The sequence below is a fragment of the Desulfocastanea catecholica genome, from assembly GCF_054657295.1.
The window spans coordinates 117,154-138,852 of sequence record NZ_BAAHYZ010000014.1 but is presented as its reverse complement, the minus strand read 5'-3'; the positions used below and the strand labels follow the sequence as shown (position 1 = coordinate 138,852).

Annotated in this window: 24 protein-coding genes; 1 reads left to right on the top strand and 23 read right to left on the bottom strand. The window is 52.1% G+C overall.

Annotated elements, in window-relative coordinates:
- Positions 1–162: 162 nt before the first annotated feature.
- The 23 genes from ACYQ8U_RS14130 to aroD form a co-directional block, all read right to left on the bottom strand.
- The gene (locus ACYQ8U_RS14130) at positions 163–1,641 is read right to left on the bottom strand and encodes a hypothetical protein (protein ID WP_459946194.1); all 1,479 of its coding nucleotides are present in this window, start codon (positions 1,639–1,641) and stop codon (positions 163–165) included.
- The gene (locus ACYQ8U_RS14125; protein WP_459946193.1) at positions 1,595–1,834 is read right to left on the bottom strand and encodes a hypothetical protein; all 240 of its coding nucleotides are present in this window, start codon (positions 1,832–1,834) and stop codon (positions 1,595–1,597) included. The genes ACYQ8U_RS14130 and ACYQ8U_RS14125 overlap by 47 nt, the downstream gene beginning before the upstream one ends.
- 260 nt (positions 1,835–2,094) lie before the next feature.
- Positions 2,095–3,249, bottom strand: a complete 1,155-nt coding sequence (locus tag ACYQ8U_RS14120; RefSeq protein WP_459946192.1) for an MFS transporter — start codon at positions 3,247–3,249, stop codon at positions 2,095–2,097.
- Between the two features lie 102 nt (positions 3,250–3,351).
- Positions 3,352–4,986 carry an ABC transporter ATP-binding protein gene (locus tag ACYQ8U_RS14115; protein ID WP_459946191.1) on the bottom strand — a complete coding sequence of 545 codons (1,635 nt, stop codon included), beginning with the start codon at positions 4,984–4,986 and terminating at the stop codon, positions 3,352–3,354.
- 65 nt (positions 4,987–5,051) lie between these two features.
- Positions 5,052–5,990: a cobalt ECF transporter T component CbiQ gene (gene cbiQ, locus ACYQ8U_RS14110; protein WP_459946190.1), complete on the bottom strand. Its 939-nt coding sequence runs from the start codon at positions 5,988–5,990 to the stop codon at positions 5,052–5,054.
- Complete coding sequence (gene cbiM / locus ACYQ8U_RS14105; RefSeq protein ID WP_459946189.1) at positions 5,987–6,598, bottom strand: cobalt transporter CbiM; 612 nt, start codon at positions 6,596–6,598, stop codon at positions 5,987–5,989. Before cbiM ends, cbiQ begins: the two co-directional genes overlap by 4 nt.
- Positions 6,599–6,601: 3 nt before the next feature.
- Positions 6,602–6,964, bottom strand: coding sequence for a hypothetical protein (locus tag ACYQ8U_RS14100; RefSeq protein WP_459946188.1), 363 nt, complete (start codon positions 6,962–6,964; stop codon positions 6,602–6,604).
- Between the two features lie 14 nt (positions 6,965–6,978).
- Positions 6,979–7,317 (bottom strand): Ig-like domain-containing protein, encoded by a 339-nt coding sequence (locus ACYQ8U_RS14095; protein WP_459946187.1) that lies wholly within the window; start codon positions 7,315–7,317, stop codon positions 6,979–6,981.
- 27 nt (positions 7,318–7,344) lie between these two features.
- The gene (locus ACYQ8U_RS14090; protein WP_459946186.1) at positions 7,345–8,151 is read right to left on the bottom strand and encodes a DUF4198 domain-containing protein; all 807 of its coding nucleotides are present in this window, start codon (positions 8,149–8,151) and stop codon (positions 7,345–7,347) included.
- A 382-nt stretch (positions 8,152–8,533) separates the two neighbouring features.
- Entirely contained in the window at positions 8,534–8,989 is a 456-nt protein-coding gene (locus ACYQ8U_RS14085; RefSeq protein WP_459946185.1) for an iron-sulfur cluster assembly scaffold protein, read from the bottom strand.
- 74 nt (positions 8,990–9,063) lie between these two features.
- Entirely contained in the window at positions 9,064–9,423 is a 360-nt protein-coding gene (locus tag ACYQ8U_RS14080; protein WP_459946184.1) for a NifB/NifX family molybdenum-iron cluster-binding protein, read from the bottom strand.
- Positions 9,424–9,457: 34 nt separating this feature from the next.
- Positions 9,458–9,841, bottom strand: a complete 384-nt coding sequence (locus tag ACYQ8U_RS14075; RefSeq protein WP_459946183.1) for a NifB/NifX family molybdenum-iron cluster-binding protein — start codon at positions 9,839–9,841, stop codon at positions 9,458–9,460.
- A 26-nt stretch (positions 9,842–9,867) separates the two neighbouring features.
- Positions 9,868–10,773, bottom strand: a complete 906-nt coding sequence (locus tag ACYQ8U_RS14070; protein WP_459946200.1) for an ATP-binding protein — start codon at positions 10,771–10,773, stop codon at positions 9,868–9,870.
- A complete protein-coding gene (locus ACYQ8U_RS14065; RefSeq protein WP_459946182.1) occupies positions 10,773–11,627 on the bottom strand; it encodes an ATP-binding protein in 855 nt (284 codons plus the stop codon). Before ACYQ8U_RS14065 ends, ACYQ8U_RS14070 begins: the two co-directional genes overlap by 1 nt.
- A gap of 26 nt (positions 11,628–11,653) precedes the next feature.
- Complete coding sequence (locus tag ACYQ8U_RS14060; RefSeq protein WP_459946181.1) at positions 11,654–12,034, bottom strand: response regulator; 381 nt, start codon at positions 12,032–12,034, stop codon at positions 11,654–11,656.
- A gap of 39 nt (positions 12,035–12,073) precedes the next feature.
- Positions 12,074–12,409 (bottom strand): DUF5320 domain-containing protein, encoded by a 336-nt coding sequence (locus ACYQ8U_RS14055; protein WP_459946180.1) that lies wholly within the window; start codon positions 12,407–12,409, stop codon positions 12,074–12,076.
- A gap of 88 nt (positions 12,410–12,497) precedes the next feature.
- Positions 12,498–12,896, bottom strand: coding sequence for a NifB/NifX family molybdenum-iron cluster-binding protein (locus ACYQ8U_RS14050; RefSeq protein WP_459946179.1), 399 nt, complete (start codon positions 12,894–12,896; stop codon positions 12,498–12,500).
- A 188-nt stretch (positions 12,897–13,084) separates the two neighbouring features.
- Positions 13,085–14,467, bottom strand: a complete 1,383-nt coding sequence (locus tag ACYQ8U_RS14045) for a sigma-54 interaction domain-containing protein (RefSeq protein ID WP_459946178.1) — start codon at positions 14,465–14,467, stop codon at positions 13,085–13,087.
- The gene (locus ACYQ8U_RS14040) at positions 14,467–15,129 is read right to left on the bottom strand and encodes an arylesterase (protein WP_459946177.1); all 663 of its coding nucleotides are present in this window, start codon (positions 15,127–15,129) and stop codon (positions 14,467–14,469) included. Before ACYQ8U_RS14040 ends, ACYQ8U_RS14045 begins: the two co-directional genes overlap by 1 nt.
- Positions 15,130–15,195: 66 nt before the next feature.
- Positions 15,196–17,691: an ABC transporter permease gene (locus ACYQ8U_RS14035; protein WP_459946176.1), complete on the bottom strand. Its 2,496-nt coding sequence runs from the start codon at positions 17,689–17,691 to the stop codon at positions 15,196–15,198.
- The gene (locus ACYQ8U_RS14030; RefSeq protein ID WP_459946175.1) at positions 17,691–18,377 is read right to left on the bottom strand and encodes an ABC transporter ATP-binding protein; all 687 of its coding nucleotides are present in this window, start codon (positions 18,375–18,377) and stop codon (positions 17,691–17,693) included. Before ACYQ8U_RS14030 ends, ACYQ8U_RS14035 begins: the two co-directional genes overlap by 1 nt.
- A gap of 415 nt (positions 18,378–18,792) precedes the next feature.
- Positions 18,793–19,191, bottom strand: a complete 399-nt coding sequence (locus tag ACYQ8U_RS14025) for an H-NS histone family protein (protein WP_459946174.1) — start codon at positions 19,189–19,191, stop codon at positions 18,793–18,795.
- 260 nt (positions 19,192–19,451) lie between these two features.
- Entirely contained in the window at positions 19,452–20,240 is a 789-nt protein-coding gene (gene aroD, locus ACYQ8U_RS14020) for a type I 3-dehydroquinate dehydratase (protein WP_459946173.1), read from the bottom strand.
- 468 nt (positions 20,241–20,708) lie between these two features.
- Here aroD and ACYQ8U_RS14015 point away from each other — a divergent pair, with 468 nt between their 5' ends.
- The gene (locus tag ACYQ8U_RS14015) at positions 20,709–21,641 is read left to right on the top strand and encodes an AEC family transporter (RefSeq protein ID WP_459946172.1); all 933 of its coding nucleotides are present in this window, start codon (positions 20,709–20,711) and stop codon (positions 21,639–21,641) included.
- Positions 21,642–21,699 lie beyond the last annotated feature (58 nt).

The window sequence follows — 21,699 nt, the reverse complement described above, 5'->3', positions numbered from 1 at the left end:
GTTTTTTTGAACTGGTGGGAATCTTTTTAGTGAGGACAGTCGGTAACTCCTGGTAAATTGCCAGGAAAACATGTCCATACCTTACACATTATCCTCTTGTTATCTTGCAACAGGCCAGGGCGTTCCATGCTCTCGTGTCAGTTCCTGATCCCGGTTTTGGGATCAATCGGCCGCCTTGTGCACCGTAAGCTGGGGAAAAGGAATTTCCCAGTCGTTTTCGGTACAGACATCGGTGCACCAGCGCTGTATTGCCCGGGATATCCTATTGTAAAGCGGAGCCATTTTACCTTCAAAATCAGCGATAACCACAAGATCCAGATAAGAGGAGCCGGCAGCGCTAAACTCCACCCTGAGGTTGAGCAGGGATTTTTCATATTCTTCTGCTGTCAGTTGTTTGCGGATATAGGCATCCAGGATTTCAAGCACCTCATTTGTGGCTACCGCCTGGAGATTGTAGGATATGCCAAAAATGATTTTCAGCCTGAAATTCACCGACAGGTTCAACGGAGACAAACCCAGAAAGTCAGCGGTCTGGTAAACCTTTTTCGCCCCACCCCGCATTACCAGCTCGACCATTTCATGGGACAGGCTGGTGACACCTCCCCTGGTGCCGTCCGACAGGATCACCCAGTCGTTTTTCCGGCAGGGAAACCAGGGTTCATGGCGCTGGAACGGCCGGGAAGTGAGGTCCATAAGGGTTTCAATGGGAACCCGCAGGGTCTGCCCCAAATCAGGATTTTCCAGCAGGCTGAACATGTTGATGCTTTTCACCAGCCAGGGCACCCCCTGGTAGACAACGCGTTCTCCTTCCCGGACCGCCCCGATATTAAGCATGAGCCGGCTCTGGTGCCAGAACCGGGGCAGGGTGTGTTTGGCAGCCCATCCCAGGCCCATGAGAAAAATGATGGCCAAAGACAGAAGGACCCAGTCTTCAAACAAATAAAAGACCAGGATAACCACAAACAACGCTGCAAAAAGTGTAATGACACGGAACAACAGATCCAAAGCCCGCAGGTGAAACGGCCGGTATTCGGACATGTATCCTGGAATATATTTGATAAGAAACAGGTAGGCAAACCTGATCAACAGAATGATACCGATGCAGGAAACAAGGGCGATGAACAAAAACAGGCCCCGGGTCTTGAAAAAGTTCTTAATGGAGGTCTGGGAGGTCTCGATAAGAGATTGTCCTTCTGATTCCAGTTCCGCCAGCTGCATCTGGGTGATTTCCAGTTTGCTTGAGATCTGTTTTTCGCCCCCCCGCCATTCAGGTACCAGTTTTTCCAGATTCTGCTTTATGGTTTTGTCCTCGGTACGGGAGGATATCAGGTCCATCAGATTTTCATTGGCCTGCCTGGCAACCGGTTCAAGCTCCTGGTAAAAAGACAGCTCATCCTTGAGGCTGGTTTTCTGGCGGGCTTTTTGGGTCAACCGCTTAAGTTCGGTTATCCCTGGCTTTACCAGGGAGACCACTTCATCTTTCCAGTCAAGCTGCTCTTCTTTTTTTTCGTCAAACAAACCAATATCCACCCCAGTGGCAATGCGCTCAAAATCCCTGTTGGCAGAGGCCAGCATCTTGTCCAGCCTGTCCAACTCAACTGCCAGATTGTTTTTTTTCGGTTTCAGACGTGATCTCTGCAATGGCCTGTTTTTTTTCAGATATACGCTGTTGCAGGTTCTGCTTGAGTTTAACAATGGATCCCAGCATATCCAGTGATCCGGATTCTGCCGGCACTGTTATATCATCCATCTCCTGGGCACCGGCTGAAAATACCGCCCCCAGCATAACTGCCAGCAAACATAATACCACAGCATTCATCCGCATTTTTAACATCGTGCCTATTCTCCCAACAGTAATTTAAGTGATTCTCTTTTGATTTCAAATGTTACCACACCTAACTTGACTCTGACCATATTTTTTCATTTGCTTGTCATACATCAATGGATTAGGTGCGTAAACTGCGAAGATAACATCATTATGCTCGACTCATCGACCAAACATATAGCCAATGGATTCTAGGTTATCCGACTGTTTAGAAATGACCATTGCCAAATGATAATCAAGATCACTGTACGCAGTAGTCTTATAGGTCATCAGCCATTGCTGCGCGTTTTCGGAAAAAGTGCGATAATAGGCAGGGCAAAGAGCGGAATGCAGGCAATCACCGTAAGAACGGGGCGGATGGCAAAGGTATCGGCGAGTTTCCCGACAACCGGCGTAATAATTCCGCCGAGGCCGTAGGCAAAACCCATCATCAGGCTGGCCACCATGGAACGGCCTTTCGGAGCCAGGGTCTGGGCCATTGTTACCCCAAGGGGAAGAGGCGCCAGGACGAAGCCGCCGGCCAGAGCCGCGCCGAAATAGACCCAACCGCCGCTCAGCTGCATGAGCAGCCAGAGGGCCGGGGCCATGAACAGAAAGGAAAAAAGGAAAACCGGTTTAAAGCCGATACGATCCGAGATGTGCCCGGCAAGCAGACCGCTGACGGTTCCGGACACCAGGAAAAGCGCATAAATCCCCCCTGCCGAGACCACGCTTAGTCCCTCCTGGACGTAAAGCACCGGCATGAAGGTAAGAAATGACTGCCCCACCACTGCCCGCAAAAACATAACCAGCCAGATCAAGGCCACAGCCTTCCAGGCGCTGCCCAGACTTTCTTTGAGTGTTCCGAAAAAACCGGCTCGCCGCAGCCCCTCGCTGAGCGGTTTTGGCACCACCGTCAACAGATACGCCAGCACCAGCAGGCCGGCTATCATCGTCACCGGCATGGCCGTCAAGCCAAAAAAGGCGACATACCAGGTAATAAACAGCGGACCAAGGCCAAACGCCATCGTGCCGCCGGTGTTGAACACGGACATGGAAAATCCGGCCTTTGTTCCGGCATACACAGGCACCATCCCGGTAACCGAGGGATGAAACATCGACGAGCCGACTGACCCGAGAGCGACACACAACAGCAGGACCCAGAAATTGGGGGCGATACCGGAGAGCGGTATAAAAACGATAGTCAGCGACAGACCGATAAAAATGAAGGCTCGCGTCTGATAACGGTCGGCCAGGTAGCCGACCGTCGGCTGGATGATGAACGCCAGTAAGCGCATGGTACCGGCAATAATGCCGACCTGCGTCAGCGATAGACCAAGTTTTTCAACAAAAACCGGAAAAAGAGGGTTGATGAAGGAGGTGTAAAAATCGCCGGTGAAATGAATAAGGGTCAGAGCGAAAAGAACTTTCAGATTGGCAGACATAGGGCCGGACCAGGGAATTCGAGCAGCGTGGATGGCAGCCTGCTGCATCTTTTATTGATGATGGCATGTGCATTGACAATGCCTTTTACCAGACCCGCAAAGTTAGTCAATAGGCAGAATTGTCACCCCTTTTTCATGATCCTGCAAGGCCATGATCCGGCGGCCGCAATCGGACTTGTAGGAATAATCCAGGCCGTTCACCGACTGCAGGTGGTCATCGGTGAGAAATTCAGCGGTTGAATAATCGCGGATGATCGTGCCCTGGTGCATGACAATGGCCCGGGTACTGAGTCTTTCGATAAAGAACAGGTCGTGGGTGATGAGGATGGTCGTCAGCCCCAGACTCTCGAGGATCTCGGTGAGCAGTTCCTCGCCATGCGGGTCGAGGCTGGCCGTCGGTTCATCGAGAATGAGCACCTCCGGATGCATGCTCAGGGCGGCGGCGATGGCCAGCCGTTTACGTTCCCCGCCGCTCATATTCAGCGGCACCTTATCCTCGAACCCCTGCAGGTGGACCCGAGCCAGGGCGTCGTTCACCCGGTCGTCCAGCTCCTCGCCTTTCACGCCCATCTGCTTTGGACCAAAGGCGACTTCTTCACGGCAGGAGGGGGTAAACAGCTGGTCGGCGGAATTCTGGAAGACCATGCCGACCCGTTGCCACAAGCCCTTACGCAGAGCATTGTTCACAGGCTTGCCATTGACGAAGAAATACCCTTCCCCACGATTGAGCCCAAGCAGACAGGCGGCCAGGGTCGATTTACCGGCACCGTTCTCTCCAACCAGGGCCAGGGTGTCACCCGGATGGATGATCAGATTGGCGTTGGAAAGTCCGAGTGTTCCATCACCATAACGAAAGGAATAATGCTGCAGCTCCATAAGCGGCGGCACCGGAAGAACAGAGGGCGCATGGATTGCGCCGATCGGATGCTCATGGGTGTGTTGGTAATGCTGGTGGACATGGACACTCTGATGATCGCCGCAGCAACTGAAACGAAAGGTAAAATCCAGTCCGTGCTCGCGCAGCGATTCCCGCTGGGAAACCAGCTGGTCAAAGGAGTAATTGTGGTGGATGGCACCGTCGCTCATCACCACCGCCCGATCACAGAGATCATAGAGAAAGAGCAGGTCGTGGTCGATAATAATCAGGGTTCCGGTATACGCCCGCAGCAGTTCCTTGAAAATTTTTTCCTGACGCGGATCAAGATTGGCGGTCGGTTCGTCGAGTATAAGCACCTCGGGGTGCATGGCCATAATGGCCGCGAAGGCCGCCCGTTTTTTCTGGCCGTAACTGAGCAGGTGGGCCGGTTTGTAGCACAATTTTTCCAGGCCAACCGCCGTCAGCTGTTCGAGAACCCTGGAGATCACCGTGTCCTCGTCAAGTCCCTGGTTCATCGGGCCAAAGGCCACATCATCAAACAGCGAATTACAGAACAGATGATCATCGGGGTCCTGGAAAAGAACGCCGGTGGCAAGGCGCAGGTCCGGCAGCATCGCCTCGGTCAGTGGCTGGCCTTTGTAGCTGATGCTCCCCTCCTGACAGGAATGCAGGCCGTTGAGGTGCTTGACCAGGGTAGTTTTGCCGGAACCGTTTCGGCCGACCAGGGCAATGCGATCACCTCGGTGGATTTTCAGCGAGATGTCCCGCAGGGCGTAGGTGCCGTCCGGGTAGCGAAAAAAGAGAGAATCGAGGTCATACAGCGGTAATTCGCCTTTCCGGGGTATGTGTTCGTCGGACATGAAATGCATGATGGATTACCCGTAGCAGAGCGGCAGAAAACCTTTTCGCCAAGGTCCCTGCTGCATCAAAGGAAAGGATTGCCGTACACTCGATCAACAAAAAGCAACAAGAGACCCATCATAATCCACAGGGCGCCTTTCGCCCAGTCTTTTTCCGTGGTGGCAAAGCGGACAAAAGAAGGGAACCGCCCGGCATAGCCCCGACTCAACATGGCGTCGTAGACCCTCTGAGTGCGGTCGAAGGAGCGGACAAAGAGCATGCCGAAAAAATTCCCCATGGCACTCATGGTGGCCATATTTGTCCCCGGGACAAAGCCCCGGACCCGCATCCCGCGATACATCCGGGTAATTTCATGGACGAAGACAAAGATATAGCGATGGGACAAGAGGACCATCTGACCGATGGAATCGGGCAAACCGAGGCGGGACAGGCTCTGCAGGGTGACCGCCAGGGGCGCGGTGCCGAGCAGCGGTTCCATCATCAGGGCGATAGCGCAGGCCTTGACGACAATGATCAGGGCGACAAAAAAGCCGGCGGTATGAAAGGGAAATCCTGGCAGGCCGGGGAAATAAATGAGGGTCTCCGAGCCCTGCAGCGGCGAGGTAAAAGGGACGATCAGCAGAAACATCGACAAAAAGCCGGCCATGGCCAGCAAGCGTTTTCCCGCCCGGGCAAAAGGGATGTTACAGGCGGCGACAGCCAGCAGCGATATGACAAAAGCGACCCCGCTCCAGCACAGCGATTGCAGCGACACGACCATGAAACAGTAGAGAAAGAGGCTGACGATCTTGATGCGCGGGTCCCATTGATGGAAAAAAGAAGACCGGTCGGCATAGGCATCGATGGTCGGCACCGACCAGTCCGGCTCGCCGGTTCGAAAAGAGTTTCGTTTTGCCCGTTTTCTGCCGGTACTCCAGTAAAACAGCACGAAGAGAACCGCAAGACCGCCGATGCCACTGGCCAGTACCGTCAGGGGGATATGGATTTCCGGATGTGCCGTCATTTGCCAAACCGCCCTGTCGTCAGGAGTTCCGGCTTTACCCTGAACAGGAAAGAAACCGTAAAGGCGGAGACGCCGGCCTCGACCAGGAAGACCGGCACATGGGCGGCCAGGGCGATTTTCGCCACCCCGACAAAATTCTCCCCGGCGGTGGCCAGCAGACCGGCCAGCACGGTTGCTGCCATTGCCGTGCCCAGACCGCCGCAGACAGCGCCGGCAATGGTATGACTCAAGACGGTTTTTCCACGGATTCCCTGAAAAAGCAGGCCGCAGAAAAGCGCCGGCAGCCCCATCATCAGCGCATTGGCGCCCAAAGCGGTGAGTCCGCCAAACTGAAAGAGAATGGACTGGAGAAAAAGCCCCAGGACGATTGACAGAAAGGCGACTGGCCCGAGCAGGGCGCCGACGATTCCCGGTAAAATCAGGTGGACACTGGTTGGACCAAATGGCAGATGAATCAGGGAGGCAACAAAAAAAGCCGAGGTCACCACGGCAATCCTCGGCAGATCCTCATTTTTCATGCGTCGCAGACTGTAGGCCGCCCCGGCAAAGGAAACAGCGTAGGAGGCTACGGTTATCGAGATGGGCAGCACTCCATCGGAAATATGCATGGCTCAGTGCTCCCCCGGGATATTTTTCTTGCGCGACATGACATAGGCAGCCACGCCGAACAATCCGAAAATATAGCCGATACCGCCGATGATCTCTGCAATCCCGGGTTTCTCCAGTTGCTGCCCGAGAACGGCAATTTCCCGCTTCAGCTGCCGAAACTCCCGACTATTTTTCTTATCCTGTTCCTGCAGAAGAGCAATAACTTTTTCATATCCTGCCACATTGTCTGTGGTTAACTGGCCCCCCACCTGCGGAGCCCCCCCCGGCTCGTCAGCCATTACCGCCGGGGTCAGAGCCAGAAGCACAACAAACAACAGTACAACAGCTAAGGGCCGGCCAGTCTTTTTATTTCTCCCGTTCACCATGCTCACGGCTCTCCTCACATCTCGGATTTTTGTAACAGATAGCTGTTCTTATGCCCCATAGACGCGTTGATGACAATGGTCAGATCTTCCTTTTTCTCGGGCAGGGGAAAACTGAAAAGGCCGTCCTGGTCGGTCTTGCCGTCAAGCAGCTTGTTACCGGAGGCGTCAAGAACCTCTATGGTGCCGTTCTCAACCATTCTGCCGTCCGGGAAGTAGCTTTCCGTATAGACGACACCGCCTTCGACGTAGGCAAAGATATTGACCTTGTGGGCCATCGCCGGTACGGCAAGGACCAGAAACATGCCCAGAACCACGGCCAGACACGGAATTTTAGCCGAATATCGATGTCGCATGCGACCGACTCCTCTGTTAATGAATATTTATTGTAAATCAGTTGTATGTACCCAATACACTGCCCCGATTTCAATATTTTTCTCGACACCGTCCTGTTTCATCGTCCAGGAGGCCTCGTTCAAGGCGGCGAATCCCCACCAACCGGCCTTCGGCATGACATAGGAAAAAACACCATTGGCATCCGCCTTGACCACCTGGGTGACAAAGGGATCGCTTGGCGCATGGAGAATTCTGGTGTTACCGGGGGATTCGTTCAGGTATTCCACCTCAACCTCGGCACCGGGCACCGGCTGCCCCTTGACGAGCACCTGGCCGGTGAAGATATTACCGGTCCACAAACCATACGGCCGCGTCATCGGGATGATTTCGGTCTCCAGACCCACAGGGGCATCCCAGCCTTCCTCCAGCCCCAGGGCATTGACGCAGACCTTGGTGTAATGAATGATGAAGACATCCTCGGCCGGCTCCCAGTACGGCGTTGGTTCGACATAAAAGGTATAATCCCCGGGGCGTTTGACCTGATACTCGGTGTTCCAGAAGGTAAATTCTTTCTCCTGGTCGCCGCTTTTCCCCTTGGCCGCCGTCAGGGTGGAAAGCAGATCGATCTTCTGCCCATCGTGCAGTACGCCGAACTGCTTCGGCTTTACCATCTCCATGTAGTGACCTTCCAGGGGATGGAGGAATTTTGTTTCCAGCCCCAGCTTTTTACTGTCTGCCTGACTGATGATGTCGTCCGACGGCACGATGGTGCCGAAATGGGCAAATCCGCTGGTTGTCATAGCCAACAACCAGGCCATGGTTGCCGTTCCGGCGATAAATTGCTGCACCTTCATAATTTTCTCCTTTTTTCTGCAATTCTTGAATGAGTTTTTTCTCTGCACATAGCCCAAACAATGTTACATTTTCTAAATTCGTCACACCAAGGGGCCGACAAAAAACGACACGACAATCTTTTGGCTGGTTGAGCCGATTGCCGAAACGCTATGATCGACTGGGCGCTGAAAACAACTATAATGTGACAAATATTTTTTTTGTAACACTAAAAAACAGCAAATATTTCAATCTGTCAACACCTTTATCTCCCTCCTCTCTTTTGAGCGCCTGTTCAAATAAAAAAAACCGGAATTGTGCAAAGGACAATCCCGGTTTCCCGTCCCTCTTTCTTTGGAGCGGAATCATATCAAAGTAATCGGAACGGCAGCTTGGTGTTGCAGATCAAATACCCTGCTTCTCTTCTTTTACCTGAACCACGAGAAAACTGTTGACCGCCTCCTGCAGAGTCGTCACCGCAAGATGCGCACAATGCTCTTCTGCTTCCGGGAAGGTGCCGATCACCTGCAGAACATCAGCTCCTTTCAGGTCGAGCACCTCCTCAAACGTTTTTCCCGTGGCCAGTTCGGCGGTAAAAGAGCCGGCGATGGAACTGGAACTGCATCCATCGGTGAAATAGCTCACCTGCTCCAGCCGGTCATCTTTTACCCGAATGTACATCTCCATGGTATCGCCGCAACTCCCTTTCAGGCGTGCATGACTATCCGCACCGTGCATCACCCCGCAATACTTCGGATGACGCCATCGCTCAAAACCCTTTTCGCCGAGGGCACTTCTCGCCTCGGTAAAAACTTCGTCCTGGATCTTGTTTATCAGTGCATCAAATTCCTGGTCATTCATTATAACGTCCTTCCACAAATCAGCCGCGGGGAAAAACCCAGGCCGGTAATGCCCATTACTTGTCTGTGACTTGCCTACCAATGCCCTTCGGTATTGGCGTTCTCACTGTACTGTACATTACCGCTGAGAAATTTTTTGACCGCCTCTTCAACGGTCCCAGTGACATCACTGACCACCTTCATCCCGGCCGCCTGAATAGTTGTAAACGCATTCGGTCCACAGTATCCGGTGAGAAGTACCTTGGCTCCCTTGTCGGCGACCATGGTCGCCGCCTGGATGCCCGCCCCTTTTAAGGCATTGACATTAGAACTGTTGTCCAGGGCCTCACATTTCATTGTCTCCGTATCAACGAGCAAGATATAGGGCGCCCTGCCGAACCGGGGATCCACCTCGTCGGACAGGTGCGTTCCTTTTGCCGTAATTGCAACTATCATGACATCTCCTTATATTTCAATAATCAGACGCGTATCACTGACCGCCACCGCCACCGCATACCTGATCGTCACCGATCATCGGCAGGATACCGGTAATCATATCTTCGACCACCGGTCGAATATCCCGGCGTTCACCATCATAATAGACATCGATACCGACCTGTTTAAAGCCCATCAACGGACGCATGCCGATACCGCCGACGACCAGCCTATGGACTTGATTTTCGGCCAGAAGCTGCACGGGAACCATACATCCGCCCTGAACATGCTCTTTATTAGCGAGGATAGTCACCTCTTTTATCTGACCGTCCTCGATATCCACCAGGGTAAAAACGTCACAATGTCCGAAATGTCCGGCGCGCAGACCGTCTAGACCACCTTGTCCCTCAGAGGGTACTGCAATACGTACGAGTGCCATTCTGTTCTCTCCTTGTTACTTTTTATTTATTGAATTATTGCTGAAAAATCTTTGATCCCCATCGCGTTCATTGACGGGAATGTTATGATCTTTTTCCACACCTCTTTGATGGACGCCGCGGCCATTGAATCCGGCGCATATTCCAACACATTTTTTCCTTCGATCATCGCTTTGGTAAATACCGGATCAAAGGGAATACGACCCAGCACGACCATGTTATGCGCCTTGCCAAAGGCTTCAACCTTCTCGGTCATGTCCATATTCAGATCGTATTTATTGACGCAGACCAGTCCCGGTACCTTAAAATGCACGGCAAGTTCAGCAACCCGCTGCATATCATGCATGCCTGATACGGTTGGTTCGACGATGATGGCCAGTGCTGTCGCGCCTCCGATAGAGGCGATCACCGGGCAGCCGATCCCCGGAGGACCATCGGTCAAGATCAGCCCATGACCTTTCTTTTCTGCCAGTTTTCTCGCTTCCTGGCGGACCAGACTGACCAGTTTACCGGAATTCTCTTCAGCTATGCCCAGGCGGGCATGGACCATCGGTCCAAAACGCGTATCGGAGATAAACCATTCGCCGCACTTCTGGACAGGAAAATTAATGGCCTGCTCCGGACACAGGTCAACACAGACACCGCATCCTTCGCAATCGATCGCATCGACCACATAGTCTGCCGAGATAGCATCAAAACGGCACAATTCGATGCACCGGCCGCACTCGACACAGTCCTCTTGTCTGATCTCCGCCAGGCAACCGCCCATGAAATCAGTTTTTTTCCGCACCGTCGGGGCCATGAGGAGATGAAGATCCGCAGCATCCACGTCCGCGTCGCACAGCACACTGTTTTGTGCCAGGGAAGCAAACGCGGCAGTAATGCTCGTTTTCCCTGTGCCACCCTTGCCGCTGACAATGACTAACTCTCTAATCATGAGGCTTTCCTTCCGTTTTCGACCAGTTTTTCAATACGCTGATACAGTGTCCTAAACTCGTTTTTCCATTCGGGCATAATCTCGACAATCGGTTTGCCGCAGGAATAGGCCTCGGCGATTTTCCGATCAAAGGGAATTTCCAGGAGAATGGGCAGCCCTTCCTCCTTGGCATAGTCAAGTACCCCATCATCCCCCATATCCGAGCGGTTAATGACCAGACCACTTTGGATACCGAGAACTCGGACCGCCTCGACCGCCAGTTTCAGATCATGCAGCCCAAAAGGTGTCGGTTCGGTAACCATTAACACGAAATCACTGCCTTTCATGGCGGCAATCACCGGACAGGAAGTCCCTGGCGGCGCATCGATGAATATCGTTTTCGCGCCGTTATGATGCGTTCGCACCTTTTTAATCAGCGGCGGCGACATCGCCTCGCCGACCCGCAGGCGGCCCTGGCTAAAGCCCAGTTCACCGCAGTGTCCTGATTCCATTACGCCCAGTTCCCGCGCGCCTTCGGTAATGGCATTTTCCGGACAGACGACAACGCAACCGCCGCAGCTATGACAGAGTTCAGGGAAAACGAGCACCTTCTTTCCCACCACGGTCAGGGCGCGAAAGCGGCAGATTTCCGCACACTTTTTGCAGGCTGTGCATAATTCGTCGTTAACGACGGGAATACTCGTGCTCACCACTTCCGTCTCGGTAATCTCCGGGTGGAGAAAGAGATGGGCATTTGGTTCTTCGACATCACAATCCAAAAGCCTGGTCCCTTTGCCCAAAGAAAGAGCAAGGTTGGTGGCCACAGTAGTTTTCCCCGTGCCGCCCTTGCCGCTGGCAATACTTATGATCATCGCTGTTCTTCTCCCACTGTCCGCTGTCACTTACCCATCAGGGCATTTATTGATTCAAGCAGCCGCACCATTTTCGCAGCCTCTTCAGTCCCCGGAGCAACCGGCAACTGCATGAAAACACCGAGTCCTTCGGTTACCTCATGAAATTCCTCCGGAGCAAGAGGACTGACCATGGCGCAATTGACAAGCGGTTGCCGTTTGGTCAGTTCACGGACAAAGGGCAACGCAGGCCCATCCGCCAGTTGTTCATCGGCGACGATGACATCGACCTTGTTGCCACTAAGGAAATCCCAAGCCTGCTGCCCGGAACCAACGCTGCTGACCTTGAGCCCTTCATCCCTGGATAATGCGTCGGCAAAGACCGCCAGCGAGGCAGGATCTTTGCCGACCAACAATATACTCACCATGCTCTTCTCCCCTTCATCCTTACCTTCTCTTGCCGATGGCTATTTTTGAGCTTCCAGTGCAGCTATTTTTCCCTCAAGCGAACTGAGTGTGTTTTGCGCTGCCTGGTACTCCTCGCGCAAATTTTTCAATTCGTCAGAAAGATTGGCGGGAGGAGTTACCGGCAGATTCATCCTATCGTCGAACCTGCGCCCCATTCTCAGACCTTGTCCCAGACCTAAACCACGGCGCATGCCCATTCCTCTTCCACCACCGAGTCCCTGTCCATAGCCACGGCCAAATGCTAAAGATTGATCGTCCGTTCTCCGGCACATCCCTTGCTGCCGTCCCGTCATCGGTCCCAGCCCTTCAGGGCCTCTCTGATTGAATCCCGGCATAATCTGCCCTCCTTCTTAGACTATTTTTACTGTCCGCCTCGGCACACCCAACCGGCGTGCTTTGCGAATGTCTGCTCAAAGTATGCTATCAATCTTTTATCTGAGTGAGTCCTCGCTCCCTTCTCCTGCCCTCTCGCGTTCGACAACATCTCCCGCGACCACAGCCAGGCATGGCAAAGTCCTGCAAATCATTACCCTGGACAAAACATTGCAATACCTTCTCCGCTTCCCCAGTGATAAATGGAATAACCTCGATATCGTGCGACTCGATGAGCCTGGCCGGCCCCTCGCAGAGCGCGCCGCAGATCAGCACCTTGACGTTCAGTTCTTCAAGCAGTCTCAGGCACCGGTTAAACATCGTCGCCTGAAACAGCTGTATTTTTCTATCGACCACCTGATCATCGCGGATCTCTACAACCAATAAGGTCTGAGCCGAGTCGAAAACTGGCGAAATTCGATTCCCCCATACAGTAATGGCGACATTCATAACCGGAGCTCCTTTTTTCAGTATCACAATGATAGAAGCAAGCAGCGGGCCAATCTTGATATAAATTATATATTTATTTAAATTCAGAATGTTACGGGAAAGACTACAGGAAGCGAAAGATAGAAAGGCACTGCAGTGTCGCGCAAATGCGACTGTGTGCGACTGAACAAAGTCGCGGATGTGCGACTCTAATGGAAATCTTTATGGCCGGAACGACCATCACTTTCCGGCAGGACTATCTGGTATTTTTTTACTTTACGGAAAAAAGTACTCTTATGCACGCCGAGCTCTTTAGCCGCCGCCAGCCGGTTGTAATTGTTTTTCTTCAAAGCCTGGACAATGATTTCTTTTTCACTCAGCCCAACACTCTCCGCAATCGACAATCGGCTGGTAGCGTGACCGCGGTCTTGCTGCAGCAGGTAGGCCGGCAGATGGGCCGCCTCTATCTCTCCATCCGGGCAGAGGACAAAGCCATGCTCGATAATATTTTCCAGCTCGCGGATATTACCGGGATAGTCATGCGCCAGCAGCAGCGACATGGTTTCCTTACTGACCGAAGATACGGATCGTCCTTTGATACGATTCAATTTTTTAATAAATCGCTCAACGAGCAGGGGAATATCCTCCATGCGCTCGCGCAGAGGCGGCAACCGGAAGCGGATGATATTGATCCGATAAAAAAGGTCGCGGCGAAAGGTCCCGTCTTCAACCATCTGGCCAAGATCCCGATTGGTCGCGGCAACGATCCTGGTGTCGGTTTTAATTTTTTCCACGCTGCCCAGCGGCTGGAACTCCTTTTCCTCAAGTACCCGAAGCAGTCTGACCTGAAAGGCCGCGCTGGTATCACCTATTTCATCGAGCAGAATCGTTCCCTTGCCGGCCGCCTGAAACAAACCGGGTTTATCCTTGTCGGCGTTGGTAAAGGCCCCGGCTTTATAGCCGAAAAGCTCTGATTCGAGCAGGGTATCGGGAAGGGCGCCGCAGTTGATAGCGACGAAGGGTTCATTTTTGCGAAGGGAGAGGTTATGCAGCGCGGAGGCCATTAATTCCTTGCCGGTGCCGGTCTCTCCTTCGATCAGCACGGTACTGTCGCTTTCGGCCACCTGCTGCAGGATAGTGAAGATCTTTTTCATACCCTTGCTGCGGCTGACCATATCCCCGACTGCAAAAGTACCGATCAGCTCGCGACGTAACTCTTCCACCAGGCTGTGATCACGAAATATTTCCACCCCCCCGAGGATCTCCCCTTTGTGGTTTTTCAGCGGCGAGGTGGACACGCCGATGGGGACACGCTGCTGGCGGTTATTGATGATGTAGGTTGAGCTGGAGACAAACGACTTGCCCTCCTTCATCGTGCGCTTCAGGGCACAATCCCCCTCGCACATGTTCGAGCGGAAGACCTCCCAGCAGTAACGGCCAATGGCTTCGTTGCGGCTGGTACCGGTGATTTCCTCGGCGGCCCGGTTAAAGCTCATGATCCGCCAGTTATGGTCAACGGTGAACACGCCATCGGAAATCGACTCGAGGATTATTTCATTGGCCGCCTTGGCTATCGTTTGCGAATCTTTCATCACTCTTCTCTTCTTTCTATCGCTTCCAGGACATACGGATAGATATTTTCCGCTATCTTTTTATGACCCTGGCTGTTGGGATGAATGCCATCACCGAGGTTCAGTTGACTCTGCATGGCCACTCCCTCTAAAAAGAACGGGAGAAAAACCACATCAAAATCCTCGGCCAGCTTAGGATAAATGCGATTGAATTCGGCAACGTAGTCCGGGCCCATGTTCCAGACCATTTTCATGCCGGCCAGGACCACCACCACCTCCTTTTCCTGCAGGATCTGCAGCATCTGCCGCAGGTTTTTTTCAGCCACCTGCGGATCAACACCACGTAATCCGTCGTTTGCCCCTGTCTCGAGGATGACGATATCCGGCTCGAGGGTCAAAATCCATTCCATGCGGGACAGCGTCCCACTGCTGGTCTCGCCGCTCACCCCTCCGTTGACCACCCGGTACCTGTAGCCGGCCGCCTGGAGTTTTTCTTCCAGTAAGGCCGGATAGCTCTCATTCTCGTCGAGGCCAAGACCGGCGGTCAGACTGTCCCCCACCGCGACAATTGTTTTCATCGGCTCCCTTGGTTCCTGGGCTGCAACCTGGGTATCCTGCTCTCGATCACAGCCGCTGACGGACATCCAAGTTATGAACATAATCACAAAAAGCATCTTTGCCATCTTTCTCTCCAACCTGTTTTTCGCAGAGCGACATTCTTGGTACCTTCCCGGCAGACAGGGGGTATTTTACAGCTGTTCGCGCAGGAAGCGTACCGGTTTCTGACGCAAAATCGACAATGAACTCAACAGCCCCAGCGAGACAACCAGGCAAACCGTCAGCCCGAGCATGAGCAGACTTGTCAGCCAGTTCGGATCGTAGGCAATATCCAGGAGGAAATGACAGAGTGCCCAACTTCCTGCCTGGGCGACTAAGAGTGCACAGCCCCCGCTGAGAAGGGCCAGCAGGAAATTCTCCAGGAAAAATACCTGCAGCACAAAACGCGAATCGGCGCCAAGAACCTTATAATACACAGCCTCCTTCATTCTGGCCATTCGGGTGGCGAAAACCGAACTGATCAGGATCAATGCCCCGGCCAGAATGGAAAAGGAGGCGAAAAAATTGATGATCGTCGACAGTTTCTGCATAATCTTGTCGAGTTCCACCGCTGTTTCACTGACATTGATGGTGCTGATATTCGGGAAACGGTTGACGATGGTATTTTCCATTTGCGAGATCTTTTCTTTTTCCACCTTCAGTGCGCCAAAAAAGGTCTGCGGGGCGGCCTGCAGATGTTTTTCCGGGAAGACAAAGTAGAAAAACGGATAGAGCAGGGATTTGTTACGGCTGCGTATGGAACTGACCTCTGCCTGCAAGGGCACGCCCTGGATATTAAAGAGCAGCAGGTCGCCGATCTTCATGTCACCCATCTCCGCCACGGAATCAAGAATGGAAACCGGCACCAGTCCTTTTTGCCGCGGCTCATTGCCGAAAAGCGAGCCGCCCTTGATAAGGAGTTCATCGTCGAGCAGTTGCTCGCGGTAGGTAAGGTTGAATTCACGGGCCAGACTGTCCCCTCGTTTTTTTGCTTCTTCCTTGCGGTTGATCATTTTGCCGTTGATCGAGGTGAGGCGGGCGCGAATAATTGGAAAGAGCTCTACATCTTCTCCCGCGAGTTCCAGAAACCCCTGCTGCTGGTCTTTTTGAATATCCAGACAGAAGAGATTGGGGGCATCATCGGGATAGGAAGCAATATAGGTGCCATGGAGATTATCCTCCACCAGATAAATCGTCATCAATACCGAGAGGGCAGAGGCCAGTGTCACGACTATGGTTCGCGTGGCATTGCCGGGTCTGAGCAGGCTTCTTGCGGCCTGGCGCAGCGGTAATGCGGCAATGACCATACGGGAGAGAAGGGCAAGCATTGCGCCGATCAGGAGGGAGATAACCGCAATCAGGGCGAGGACGCCGCCGATAAAGTACAGGCCGATACGCACATCTTCCAATTGCCGCACGACAAGGCCGGCGAGCAGGATGACGCCGCAGCCGATCAGCACATACAGCCCCCTGGCTGGCAGGCCATGGTCGCTTTCCTTGCGAAAAACCGCCGCGGGTTTGACATTTTTTATCCTGCTCAGCGGCAGAAAGGTGAAAAAACCGACCACCACTATGCCCAGCCCTATTCCTTCCAGAACATCAAAAATTGTCCCGCCGAGGACTATTTTGTCCGGCAGCAGCCCGGCAAAGAGCTTGACAAAGCTTTTTTCGAGCAGCAGGCCGGAGAAAATACCCAGGCCACAGCCGATGGCGCTGAGGATAAAGACCAGCAGCAGATAATGGCGCAATAAAAATGAGCCGGTGGCCCCCAGAGAGCGGAGAATGGCAAAGCTTTTTTCCTTTTGCCGCAACAGGGCGGCGAGGGAGCTCTGCATGCCGATCCCTGCAAGCAGCAGGGTAAAGACGGAGACAAGGGAAAGGAAGAACAGCAAGTTGTCAAAAAAACGTTTCACCCTGGAGTTGGCAGTCGTTGAGGTAGCGACGCGTTCCTGACCGAAAACCGTTTTGTCCTGCAGCGAGGCGACGATGCCGTCAATCCGGCCTGCATCAGCGACCTTTACAAGCGTCTCAAAGTGCACCCGGCTGCCTTTTTTGACCAGATCCATCTGTTCAAGATCGTCGGCGGAGACAATTATACGCGGTCCGAAATTAAAAAAATCAACAGGCCGCAGCGATTCCCGGCTGATAACATCGACGATCTCAAAGGAACTTTCCCCAAGCAGCAGCCTCTCTCCAACGGCAAGGTCAAGACGCACAAGCAGCGGTGCGGCGACAATCGCCTGCCCCGGCCGGAGCACTGCGGAAAAATCACGGCCGGAAGCTAATTCAACCACGCCATAGAGGGGATATCCCTGTTCCACCGCTTTTATATTACTAAACAGGGAATCCCGGCCATCTTCCCGTCTGGCAACCGAATAAAATTCCCAGGTTCGAACCCTTTCTATGCCTGGTCGCGCTGCCAAGGTGTCAAGCTCCTGCTGCAGTGGCTGCGAGAATTCATAATGCGAATGGACGATGATATCGCCGCCATGCAAGCCCCGCGCATCACTGACGATGGACTGCCGCACATCACGCCGGAAACTGTTGATGGCGACGATGCTGACCAGTGACAGGATGACACAGAGAACAAATACCACCGCCTGGCTTTTGCTATGCTGTATTTCCCGGAGAAGAAACCGAACGTTCATCACTGGACGGAACTCCCCGGCGCAATCCGGCCGTCATGCAGATGAATAACCCGGTCCGCGCGAGCGGCGAGAGACATGCTGTGAGTGGCCATGACCAGAGTCGTCCGCCGGTCTGCATGCAAGTCGAGGAGCAGCTTGATAATACCCTCACTGTTTTCCGAATCAAGGTTGCCCGTCGGTTCATCGGCAAAAACTATTTCCGGTTCGTTGATCAGGGCCCGGCAGATGGCAACCCGCTGCTGCTCTCCGCCGGAGAGTTGCTCGGGAAAATTCCGGCCCCGGTGGCCAAGCCCTACCCGGTCAAGAAGCACCCGCGCCTTATCATGGGCATGGACGTCTCTTTTCAGCTCGGCCGGAAACATGACATTTTCCATACCATTGAGGGAGGGAATGAGATGAAATGCCTGAAAAACAAAACCGGTCACCTGGTTGCGGATCGGCGCCAGCTGGTCCTCGGTTAAATCGGTTATATCGCTGCCGGCCATGCTGATTCTTCCGCTGCTCGGCCTGTCAAGACCGGACAACACGCTCAACAAGGTTGTTTTACCGCTGCCGCTGCTACCGGATATAACCACGAACTCGCCCTTCTCGATAGTCAGGGAGATGTCCTTGAGCACAGAGATCTTTTGCCCACCAAGAAAGTAATGTTTGGAGAGTTTTTCGGCCGTGAGAATAGTCTTTGTCATACACTTCCTGTCATCATTAGTTTTCCCATTGCTTCACCAGCTGGAACTCTGTATTCCGGCGAAGGTTCGTATTTTTTACCTTGTTAGTTTACTGAAAGGCACGCTTCCGGCTTATGATAATCACTCTCAATGAAAATTCGAGCAACTCCGCTCTCTTTTATTGGAGAGAGTTTCTTTTACACAGTACTGATAAAAAGAACAGGCAATCGCCTCCCAAAATTGTCTTTAAAACCATCAAGGTATACATCAGGACACTGGGGAGGACAAAGTGGAAGGCAAAGATACTTCTAAAAAAAATCTCAGCAGATGGGTGGTGCGGTAGTGTAGGGCTTGAAAAGAAAAGATGAGGTCTCTTCATTTTCAGGGCAACCTGCAATGAAGGGACCTCAGTTTTCTCCTTTTTTACCTTGCAGAATTACTGATCGATAAGAAAGGTATCGAGAGATTCGCCGGATTCGATACGGGCCTTAAAGACGTTAGGCATACGCCCCTGTCCGGTCCAGGTAATATGCTCTCCCGCTTCGTTCCATATCTCATATTTTGGCTGACGCATTGCTTTCCTGCCCTGTTTCTCTGAAGAGCCATCAAGTAATTCATCTGGTTCAATGCCTTCCGTCGCTAACAATTCACGTAATTTGCGAATTTTCTCATTTCTCTCGGCGTTCTCGATCTGCGCTGCCTTTTCCTCGGCAATTCGATCATCTATAATTTTTTGAAGTTTGATCTTAACTTCCTCTAACTGTTCAACACCCAATTCTTTCAGCGCACTTTTAAACCGACGGGCATGGGTGATAATTCTCAAGAAATCATTCATCTTCAGTCCTCTTTAATTATTATTAAGTGGTATTTATAAAAAGTATTTATAAATTTATTTCAATAATAATAATGTCCAATCCATTTTTCAAGGCTGAGATACAATTAATTCATTTTTTAACTTCAATTCTTAACTTCAACTAGGTTTAGCAGTTTATCTTCGCCTATCGACTAGGACGTAATGGATAGCGTAAAAAAGCACAAACCTAACATATCCATTTTGCCAACACAAAGAACGTGATAACCTTTCTGGGTTGTGCTTCAATTATCGTGCTCCTCCAATTTATACAGTAAAGCCATACCCGTCTGCAGAACTTTTATGGGTATTTGCCCCGGAGCGGAAGCCTGCAGGCCAATGGCAAAAGTAATGTCCGATCCGAACAGACCGCCGGCCAGTCGACTGATCGCGCCCTCCTCTCCCATGGACATGGTAACAATGGGCACCTGCACCCGTTCCTTTCTCGCCCTGTTGGTTGCACTGAGAAGGGTCAAGACATCGGCATAGTTTTGCGGCATTGCCGCGAGTTTGGCGATATCGGCGCCTGCTGTCTGCGCCTCGACCAGTTTCGAGTATATAAACGCTTCGCTGGGTGTTTCTTTAAAATTATGATAGGAAAGAATTACTTTGACATTATTCGCCGCAGCCCGTTCTTTTATTATTTTGACGAATTCTTCCCCATTACATAGTTCAATATCGACAATATCAATATTACCGGATGCGATTGCGGCGCAGAGCAGCTGTAAACGTTTTTCCTGGGTAATCTTTTTTAATCCGCCTTCCAGGTCTATCCGGCAGGTAAATATCAAAGGAATTTCGACAATACTTTGCCGTAATTCCTGTAAAACAGTCAAACAAGCCGCGATACTTTCCACCTTATCGTAGGCATCGATGCGCCATTCGAGCAGATCGGGGTGCAAGACAACCAACTCTTTGGCCTCATGGAGGATCTCTTCTCTGCTTTCGCCGACCAGCGGCAGGCAGATAAGCGGCTTCTGGCCGCCAATCACTGTTTTTCGCACAGTTACCTGCACTTTACTTTGTTGCCTCATGATTCTCCCTTGGCCGATTAAAATTAAAGCTTTTGTTGAGTTACTTTTTATTCATTCGATTGAGTGTAACACCACACAGGAGGGTGTAAGTGCCTTGGCGGTACATGTAAGCGTAATGTTAAAAACATATTCGCCGTTTTCTTGTTTTTATAGCAGAAATTGAGCTATAAGGCACTAATGTGTTTTACGCACCATGACAAGAATGTTGACTCTATCTGGAGACCGTCGTGGAGGATCTCGTCTTCCAGGAGCAGCCCCGTTTTCAACCGCGTATCGTGCATAGCTGACACCTTTTTGTTAGTTCATGTGCAGTAAGCTGATTATTCACCCGTTTTTCCCATGACCAACAAAGCTCAACTTGATAAAAGTTACCGGGGGAGGCACTATGTAAAGAGTAGAACACACTCTCCTCAACAGGAAGGCAGTATTGGCGACAACCGACTTCACTTGACAACAGAAGCGACCTAAATGGAAGTAATCATAACCATCATACCGATTTTCCTTATCATCATTCTGGGATGGGGTGCACGTAAAAAAGGTTTTATCACAGCCGAGTTCCTCGTGCCGGCAAACAAGCTGGTCTATTATTTATCGATTCCGGCAATGATCTTCAGCGCCATCGCCAAGTCTTCTTTCCACGAACAGTTTGTCGGCATGGTTCTCTTCCTCACCCTTCTTGCTGCCGTGGGTATTTATACGACGGCATATCTTGCCACGAGAATTTTCAAGATGAATCCAGCTCGCGCCGGTGCCTTCATCCAGAGCTCGGGACATGGTAATGTCGGCTATATAGGACTGCCCATCGCTTTCTATTATCTTGGGGAAACGGCCCTTGGCAAGGCCGGAATTATTGCCGGCTTTCTGATGATTCTGCAAAACCTGCTCTCGGTTGTCGCCCTGCAGTTGCACGATACCTCGGGCAAGCGTCTTCCCGGTATCAAACCCCTGATCATGAAACTGCTCGGCAATCCGGTGATCATCAGCGCCATGGCCGGCATTTTGGTCTCGGGCCTGGAGATTCCTCTTCCCCGGGTCATCGGCAGAAGCATTGACATTCTCGGCGGGCTCGCCCCACCGATGGCTCTTCTGCTCATCGGCGCGTCGCTATCACTGCAGCTTATGCGCGAGTATCTGCGGCCCACCCTGAGCGCGGTCATTTTCAAGCTGCTCCTGCTCCCCGCCGGCGGTTTGCTGCTGTTCAACCTGGCCGGTCTGGGCATGGAAGATTACCTGCCAGCGCTGATTCTTTTGTGCACGCCAACTGCGACGATATCCTATGTTATGGCCAAAGAGATGCACGGTGATGCCGATTTTGCTGTAGCCACCATTTCGGCAAGCACCCTTTTTTCGTCAATAACCTTTATGATCTGGCTGGCGGCTGTTTCTTATATGAACAGTTAGAAAGAATCCCGGTTTGATTCTCATCAGCATCACCGGCTCGGGGAAAACAGGCCCCCCT

What these genes read in the sequence shown, in the direction of transcription:
- ACYQ8U_RS14125 (WP_459946193.1), bottom strand. Translation starts at nt 1,834, where the DNA reads ATGTTAAAAATGCGGATGAATGCTGTGGTATTATGTTTGCTGGCAGTT.
- ACYQ8U_RS14120 (WP_459946192.1), bottom strand. Translation starts at nt 3,249, where the DNA reads ATGTCTGCCAATCTGAAAGTTCTTTTCGCTCTGACCCTTATTCATTTC.
- ACYQ8U_RS14115 (WP_459946191.1), bottom strand. Translation starts at nt 4,986, where the DNA reads ATGTCCGACGAACACATACCCCGGAAAGGCGAATTACCGCTGTATGAC.
- cbiQ (WP_459946190.1), bottom strand. Translation starts at nt 5,990, where the DNA reads ATGACGGCACATCCGGAAATCCATATCCCCCTGACGGTACTGGCCAGT.
- cbiM (WP_459946189.1), bottom strand. Translation starts at nt 6,598, where the DNA reads ATGCATATTTCCGATGGAGTGCTGCCCATCTCGATAACCGTAGCCTCC.
- ACYQ8U_RS14100 (WP_459946188.1), bottom strand. Translation starts at nt 6,964, where the DNA reads ATGGTGAACGGGAGAAATAAAAAGACTGGCCGGCCCTTAGCTGTTGTA.
- ACYQ8U_RS14095 (WP_459946187.1), bottom strand. Translation starts at nt 7,317, where the DNA reads ATGCGACATCGATATTCGGCTAAAATTCCGTGTCTGGCCGTGGTTCTG.
- ACYQ8U_RS14090 (WP_459946186.1), bottom strand. Translation starts at nt 8,151, where the DNA reads ATGAAGGTGCAGCAATTTATCGCCGGAACGGCAACCATGGCCTGGTTG.
- ACYQ8U_RS14085 (WP_459946185.1), bottom strand. Translation starts at nt 8,989, where the DNA reads ATGAATGACCAGGAATTTGATGCACTGATAAACAAGATCCAGGACGAA.
- ACYQ8U_RS14080 (WP_459946184.1), bottom strand. Translation starts at nt 9,423, where the DNA reads ATGATAGTTGCAATTACGGCAAAAGGAACGCACCTGTCCGACGAGGTG.
- ACYQ8U_RS14075 (WP_459946183.1), bottom strand. Translation starts at nt 9,841, where the DNA reads ATGGCACTCGTACGTATTGCAGTACCCTCTGAGGGACAAGGTGGTCTA.
- ACYQ8U_RS14065 (WP_459946182.1), bottom strand. Translation starts at nt 11,627, where the DNA reads ATGATCATAAGTATTGCCAGCGGCAAGGGCGGCACGGGGAAAACTACT.
- ACYQ8U_RS14060 (WP_459946181.1), bottom strand. Translation starts at nt 12,034, where the DNA reads ATGGTGAGTATATTGTTGGTCGGCAAAGATCCTGCCTCGCTGGCGGTC.
- ACYQ8U_RS14055 (WP_459946180.1), bottom strand. Translation starts at nt 12,409, where the DNA reads ATGCCGGGATTCAATCAGAGAGGCCCTGAAGGGCTGGGACCGATGACG.
- ACYQ8U_RS14050 (WP_459946179.1), bottom strand. Translation starts at nt 12,896, where the DNA reads ATGAATGTCGCCATTACTGTATGGGGGAATCGAATTTCGCCAGTTTTC.
- ACYQ8U_RS14045 (WP_459946178.1), bottom strand. Translation starts at nt 14,467, where the DNA reads ATGAAAGATTCGCAAACGATAGCCAAGGCGGCCAATGAAATAATCCTC.
- ACYQ8U_RS14040 (WP_459946177.1), bottom strand. Translation starts at nt 15,129, where the DNA reads ATGGCAAAGATGCTTTTTGTGATTATGTTCATAACTTGGATGTCCGTC.
- ACYQ8U_RS14035 (WP_459946176.1), bottom strand. Translation starts at nt 17,691, where the DNA reads ATGAACGTTCGGTTTCTTCTCCGGGAAATACAGCATAGCAAAAGCCAG.
- ACYQ8U_RS14030 (WP_459946175.1), bottom strand. Translation starts at nt 18,377, where the DNA reads ATGACAAAGACTATTCTCACGGCCGAAAAACTCTCCAAACATTACTTT.
- ACYQ8U_RS14025 (WP_459946174.1), bottom strand. Translation starts at nt 19,191, where the DNA reads ATGAATGATTTCTTGAGAATTATCACCCATGCCCGTCGGTTTAAAAGT.
- aroD (WP_459946173.1), bottom strand. Translation starts at nt 20,240, where the DNA reads ATGAGGCAACAAAGTAAAGTGCAGGTAACTGTGCGAAAAACAGTGATT.
- ACYQ8U_RS14015 (WP_459946172.1), top strand. Translation starts at nt 20,709, where the DNA reads ATGGAAGTAATCATAACCATCATACCGATTTTCCTTATCATCATTCTG.